The sequence below is a fragment of the Chryseobacterium taichungense genome (assembly GCF_900109935.1).
GTDB classification, from domain to species: Bacteria; Bacteroidota; Bacteroidia; order Flavobacteriales; family Weeksellaceae; genus Chryseobacterium; species Chryseobacterium taichungense.
Genome location: NZ_FOBV01000012.1, coordinates 87,674 through 93,673, shown reverse-complemented (window position 1 = coordinate 93,673; position 6,000 = coordinate 87,674). Strand labels below are relative to the sequence as shown.

7 protein-coding genes are annotated in these 6,000 nt (G+C 38.4%); all 7 read right to left on the bottom strand.

Annotation, left to right across the window (positions count from 1 at the left end):
• Window positions 1–132 precede the first annotated feature (132 nt).
• The 7 genes from BMW64_RS19060 to BMW64_RS19030 all read right to left on the bottom strand — a co-directional run bounded on the left by BMW64_RS19060 (window position 133) and on the right by BMW64_RS19030 (window position 5,928).
• Window positions 133–717, bottom strand: coding sequence for a Crp/Fnr family transcriptional regulator (locus tag BMW64_RS19060; protein WP_090002058.1), 585 nt, complete (start codon window positions 715–717; stop codon window positions 133–135).
• A 10-nt stretch (window positions 718–727) separates the two neighbouring features.
• The gene (locus tag BMW64_RS19055; RefSeq protein ID WP_090002056.1) at window positions 728–1,039 is read right to left on the bottom strand and encodes a hypothetical protein; all 312 of its coding nucleotides are present in this window, start codon (window positions 1,037–1,039) and stop codon (window positions 728–730) included.
• 334 nt (window positions 1,040–1,373) lie between these two features.
• Window positions 1,374–2,984, bottom strand: a complete 1,611-nt coding sequence (locus BMW64_RS19050) for a Na+/H+ antiporter (RefSeq protein WP_090002054.1) — start codon at window positions 2,982–2,984, stop codon at window positions 1,374–1,376.
• 605 nt (window positions 2,985–3,589) lie between these two features.
• Window positions 3,590–3,937: a cupin domain-containing protein gene (locus BMW64_RS19045; protein WP_090002051.1), complete on the bottom strand. Its 348-nt coding sequence runs from the start codon at window positions 3,935–3,937 to the stop codon at window positions 3,590–3,592.
• 75 nt (window positions 3,938–4,012) lie between these two features.
• Window positions 4,013–4,633 carry an alpha/beta hydrolase gene (locus tag BMW64_RS19040; RefSeq protein ID WP_090002049.1) on the bottom strand — a complete coding sequence of 207 codons (621 nt, stop codon included), beginning with the start codon at window positions 4,631–4,633 and terminating at the stop codon, window positions 4,013–4,015.
• Between the two features lie 3 nt (window positions 4,634–4,636).
• Entirely contained in the window at window positions 4,637–5,590 is a 954-nt protein-coding gene (locus tag BMW64_RS19035) for a VOC family protein (protein ID WP_090002047.1), read from the bottom strand.
• 41 nt (window positions 5,591–5,631) lie between these two features.
• The gene (locus BMW64_RS19030; RefSeq protein WP_090002045.1) at window positions 5,632–5,928 is read right to left on the bottom strand and encodes a GNAT family N-acetyltransferase; all 297 of its coding nucleotides are present in this window, start codon (window positions 5,926–5,928) and stop codon (window positions 5,632–5,634) included.
• Window positions 5,929–6,000 lie beyond the last annotated feature (72 nt).

Sequence of the window (6,000 nt, the reverse complement as noted above, 5' to 3'; positions counted from 1 at the left end):
TTCCCTGAAATTTCTTGTACTCATCTAAAAACTAATAAAGTATAAAAGTAGGAATAATTGTGTCCAAACGATAGTCCATGGGAGGGGAATTTTTGGGTATTGTCTAATGATAACAATAAGTATAGAATATGATTATTTTTCTTTGGTAGCAAGACGTTTTCTGATGGTGCTTACAAATTCTTTGGAGACACCGAGATAAGATGCAATATAGTATTGTGCAACTCTCTGCGGGATGGACGGATATACTTTAATGAAATCTAAATAGCGGTCTGAGGCACTTTTTGAAATGGTATTTACGAGCCGGTGCTGGAGTGTGGAAAGGTTTCGCTGAACAAGCATTCTGAAAACTCTTTCAAATTTGGGAATTTCGGTTAATAATTTTTCTTTGGTTGCCGGATTCAGCATATAGATCTCAGAATCTTCCAGTGTTTCAATATATAGATTGGAGGGTTTCTGATCCTGAAAAGACGCAATATCACTAATCCACCAGTCTTCAATAGCAAACAAGATGGTGACTTCAAAACCGTTATCATCAAGATAGTAGACTCTTACACAACCTTTCTGGATATATCCTTCAAACTGGCATATCTCTCCTTCACGCAACAGAACTGTTTTTTTGGGAAATGTCTGAAGGGTAAGCAGATCAGTGAAAAATTGTTCTTCTTTGGAGTTGAGATTGATAAATCGTGTTACGTTTCCGATGATGTTTTCAGACATAGTTTGCAGTTTAAGGCTGCAAATTAGGAAAAAGTGAGTAAACTTCATTCTTTAATAATCCACTTCCTCCGCCATAGTGATCAATAACTTTAACTTCTTTATCCAGGTTTTCACAAAATTCTTTGATTTCTTTTTCGAATTTTTCTTCCAGACCTGAGCTTAAAAGCACAATATCTACGGATTTGCTGCGGATGTACTCATGGCAGGCGTCTTCATCGGTGATAATTTCGGCCGTCCAGCCTTCATTGTTTTCAATGACTCTTTTCAGGGTATCGAGGATCTCCTGATTTTTACCGATGATTAAAAATTGTAGGGTGTTCATTTTATTTGGGTTTTATTTTATGTTGTTTGAACGCTAAGGGCACGAAGTTTTTTTTAATTATGCCCTGCATATTTTTAAGTTCACTAAGGTGTTTCACTTAAAAGAGACCACGAAGGTTTTATTTTATGGCTTGCCTGCAATCTTATCTTTTTTCTTAAACTCCTTAATTGGCCTTAATGGTTTGCTTTGAGTACGAAGTTCACTAAGATTTTTTTACTGCTTTTTGTTTTTAAAGTTCTCTAAGGCGTTTCACTTAAAAGAGCTGGAAGAGATTTTTGAATTAATTTTTTCGAATCCTTTCAACCTCAACCTTAGCCTTAAACTTGGATTCACTTTACAAATGCTTACTCCCCGTGATCTTTAATTCATTCAAATCCAATTGTGATTCTGCTTTTCGGATTTCATCATCACTGAATTGTTTTTCTCTTTTCATTTTAAACAGTTCTTTCCGCTGCAAGGCGAAAATATCCAGCATGATCTGGTGGTATTCGTTGAGGTCATTGCGCCGGTTGGTACACATCTCAATCGAGCTCAAATGATTTTTGTGAAGCTTGATATCGTTTTCAATGGTATTTTTAAAATTTTCTACAAGGCTGTTGGTATTTATATTTGACTGGTATTTTTCGTGGAGTCTGCCTAGTGCAAGATTATCGAGCCTGATCTGTATTCCCGCCTGCTGTTCATGCGAGGGCTGAATAGGGTCGATCTCTCCGATTTTAATAAGCTTAATAATTAAAGGAAGGGTAAGTCCCTGAAAGACGAGCGTTACAAAGATCACGACAAAGGTTATGAAGATGATGAGGTTTCGCATCGGAAATTCTGACTGTTCATTCATCATGACGGGAATAGAGAGTGCCGTTGCCAGGGAAACGACTCCTCTCATCCCGGCCCAGCCTATGATTAGGGGATTTTTCCAGCCCGGAGTGGGATCTTTACGGATATTTTTGCTGAGCCATCTCGGAATATGAGCTACAGGATAAATCCAGAGCATTCTTACAACGATGACAATCGCGCTGATGATAAGTCCGTATTTTATTCCTTCCATTAAAGAAGTTTCTCCCAGTCCACCAATAATATCGGGAAGTTCGAGGCCAATGAGTACAAATACCAATGCATTCATCACAAAAATAAGGGTGTTCCATACGCCGAGCATATTGACTCTTGTGGTTCCTGTTTTAAATATTTCATGTGAACGGAATGACATAAATAGACCACCACTCACGACAGCCATTACTCCGGAATAATGAAAATGTTCTGCAGACAGGAATAAAATATAAGGCGTAATCACGGTAAGCGCCGCATCGATCGCCGGCGTTGTCGGCAGAAACCGGTGGATGGCATAAAAAACATGAGCTCCGGCAATTCCAACGACGACACCCATTCCAGCTACGAGAAAGAACTGTCCGGTCGCCTCCTGCATAGAAAATACACCGGTCATGACCGCCGCCAGAGCAAACCTGAAAACAATAAGTGATGACGCGTCGTTGATCAGACTCTCCCCTTCCAGTATGGCAACCGTACGTTTGGGAACTTTCAATCCTTTTAAAACAGTAGTGGCAGCGACAGCATCTGGTGGTGAAACGATGCCACCCAATAAAAAGCCCATAGCCAGTGTAAAGCCCGGAATTAAAGCCTGTGAAGCAAATGCTACGACGAGTGATGTCAGGAAAACCAGCCCGAACGCTAATAGTCCGATGGTTCTTTTCCATTTCCAGAAGTCATTCCATGAGGTGTACCAGGCAGCTTCGTATAAAAGTGGCGGGAGAAAAATCAGGAATATAATATCCGGATCTAATTTTAAGACAGGAACTCCTGGAATAAGACTGATTCCCAATCCGGCCAACACCAGAAATATGGGATAGGCAATTTTGATGCGCTGTGCCAGCATGACGAGCATCATGACGATGAGGAGGAGGCCTAGTATAAGAAGTAGTTGTTCGTGCATGGTTTTTATTTTATATTTTTTCTTTTGTTTTGAAACAAAAGAAACAAAAATTCAAGACTTGGAAACTAAAGGCTAAAAATTAATAATACTCTCTAAAAATTCTAAAACTCGCGCGGATTTACTGGTAATTCTTCAGTTCAAAATCTGACCGCGCTCAAACAGTAGAATTTTCTTAACGTTCGTATTACTAATTTTCTTAACGCTTCAGTTTCATATGTCGGTTTTAAAGTGTGTTATCGTTGCAATCCTTCGACTGCCTCGCGCTCAGGATGACCGTACCTCATTTAAAGCTGTCATTATCAAGAATCTCAATATATATTCCAATATTTTTCTTTTGTCTTGAAACAAAAGAAACAAAAGTTCAAGACTTGGAAACTGAAGGCTAAAAATTAATAATACTCTCTAAAAATTCTAGAACTCGCACGGATTTACTGGTAATTCTTCGGTTCAGATCTGACCGCGCTCAAACAGTAGAATTTTCTTAACGTTCATATTACTAATTTTCTTAACGCTTCAGTTTCCTATGTCGAATAGGATCGTACTATTATTTACATTTATCATTTATGATCTATTTTCTATTCGTCTATTATCTTATTGTCTTTTTCTTACAAATGTATGAATAATGAGGTTCTTTCTCTCTTTTCCAGGTTTTTGGTTTTATGCCCTTTTCCTGTTGTATCTTCTACCAGAAGAATTTCACCGGTCTGGAACTGACGGATTTCACCCAGGGATGTTTCTATTTCCACACCTCCATCCAAAAGTATAATGTACTGTTTTTGTGGAGCATGATGAAAATCGTAATCGTAATCTGCGGAAACTTTCCTGAACTGTAACTTTTTAACTTCTACATCTTCGGATAAAAATCCTATTTCTCCCTGATCTATTAAAGCAATTTCAATATCTTCAAAATGAGATTCTCCTTTTTCATCGCTAAATATTTTTGTGATTTTCATGATTTTTAAGTTTAAATTAAGAGCATTATAATAATTCTCATTAAACTATTATCTGTTCATCCATTATCTTTTTGCCTATACAAAAATTAATGAATTTGCCAGTTCAATTTCTTCCTGATTGATAGAATGTCCGAAATTTTGGTATACTTTTTCGGTCACATTGGCATTCATTTCCCTGAAAATATTTGCCGTGGCATACACTCTTTCTACCGGAACATGAAAATCGGGATTGCTGGTTCCCAGGAAAACAGGAGTTTGTGCAAAATCTCCATGATAATTTTCACGGTTAATCTTTTCACCTATTACGCCACCGATAATGGCTGCAGCACCCCCGAATCTCTGTGCATTTCTTGCTAGGAACTCAAGCGTAAGACAGGCACCCTGTGAGAATCCGAAGAAGTAAATATTTTCAGGTTTAATTCCTTCAGCTAAAGCTTTTTCCACGGTTTTACCAATGGTTTCCACTGCTGAAGAAAGCCAGGGTTCGTTTTGTTCAACCGGAGCGATAAAGGAAAAAGGATACCAGCTCCCTTTGGTTGCCTGAGGCGCAAGCAATGCGTAGTCTTTTACATTTAAATATTGTGATAAACTCAGAATATCCTGCGCGCTTCCACCTCTTCCGTGAATCATGATTAAAGCTTTTTCTGCTTCATTCAATGGTTTTCCTGCTGTTTTTATATCTAAAATATGGGCCATGATTTATCTGTATTTTTCTGTTGGATAATTAAATTTCGGGAGAACTTCCAACAAATGTTCTCTTTTCTCTTCAAACTGTTGAGGAAGATTTAAATGTTCACCTAAAGATGCCAATTCCTCATCAACATCAAACCCAGGTCCTGAAGTGGCAATTTCAAATAAAACACCTCCAGGCTCTTTAAAATATACGGATGTGAAATACTTCCGGTCTTTTACTTCGGTATGCTCCAGCCCGAATTTATTCAGTTTTTCGATCATTTCAAGTTGGGTTTGCGCATCAGGAGTTGCAAAGGCAACATGATGTACGGTACCTCTTCCGGCAAGACCTTTCAGGGCATTCGGAGTGCAGACAAGATCTACATATTTTCCGGGTGCATCCTCTGCCGCATATCTGAAACGGTCTGAACTTTCAGCGATAAGCTGATGATCCATCTGAGTCGTAAGAAGGGCGGCCGTTCTTTCGTAAGCATTTAACCAGATTTCCACATGATGAATTCCTTTAATGGCAAAATCTTTCGGGATAAAATGGTTGTCGTATCCTTTCCGTTCATCTTTATTATTAAAAACAAGCTCCAAACCAAGTCCATCAAAATCTTCGAGGTAAATAAAAACTTCATCTGAGAATCTTTGCTGAGGCTGTTTAAAAGGAATGTTAAACTGATTCAGGCGGTTCATCCAATAATCCAGCGCATCCATTGAAACGGAAAACGCCGTTGTATTGAGCATTCCTTTACCGTGCCTTCCGTTGACCAATCCTTTTCCGTACGGAAAAGTCGTCATAATGGTTCCGGGAGTTCCGAATTCGTCTCCAAAATAAAAATGATAGACATCGGAATAATCAAAATTTACGGTTCTTTTTACCAGCCGAAGTCCTAATACTCCGGTATAAAAGTCTATATTTTCCTGTGCGTCGCCGGTAATGGCTGTAACGTGGTGAAGTCCTGTGATGAGTGCCATGGGGTTAAGATTAAGGTTGAGGTTGAGGCTAATTAAAATTTTTAGTTTTCTTCTTTAAACCAGACATCATTGTACAATTCCGGGTTTCTTTTGAACTGGGCATGAACATATGGACACAACGGAACAATTTTAAGATCATTCTCTCTGGCGTAAGAAACCAGCTTATCCAATAATATTTTGGCAAAGCCTTTTCCTGCGTATTCTTCGCTAACTTCAGTGTGATAAACGGTTAGTTTGTTTCCCATTACCGATATATCCATTTTTCCTGCTTTGTTGTCGTCTGAAAAAAGTTGTATTTCTCCTCGTACGTTTCCTAAAATTACTTTCGTTGTTTCCATAATTTTTTATTGTTGTTGGTTGATAGTTTATAGTTAATAGCTTATTGCTTATTGCTTATTACTTATTACTTA